Below are 296 nucleotides of genomic sequence, written 5' to 3' on the forward strand. Positions count from 1 at the left end.
CTCGGCGACGTCAACACGCTGAAGGCCGCATCGGCGCGCGCCGGCGAGCAGCAGGTCGAGCTCGACGCGCTGCAGCGCGACGCCAACGCCCAGCGCCAGCTGCTCGAATCCTACATGACCCGCTATCGCGAGGCGTCCTCGCGCAGCGACCGTAACTATCTGCCGGTCGATGCGCGCATCTTCTCGCGCGCCGTGACGCCGTCGGAGCCGTATTTCCCGAAGATCGTGCCGATCGTCGGCGCCGCCTTCGTCGCCTCGCTGCTTCTGATGGCGATCGCGACGCTTCTTGGGGAATT

1 pseudogene is annotated in these 296 nt (G+C 67.6%); it reads left to right on the plus strand.

Going from position 1 to position 296, the window contains the following annotated elements:
- A pseudogene (locus tag EN869_RS34025) lies at positions 1 to 296 on the plus strand (chain-length determining protein); the annotation flags it as partial.

This window comes from Mesorhizobium sp. M2D.F.Ca.ET.226.01.1.1, from assembly GCF_004022705.2.
In the GTDB taxonomy this organism is placed as follows: domain Bacteria; phylum Pseudomonadota; class Alphaproteobacteria; order Rhizobiales; family Rhizobiaceae; genus Mesorhizobium.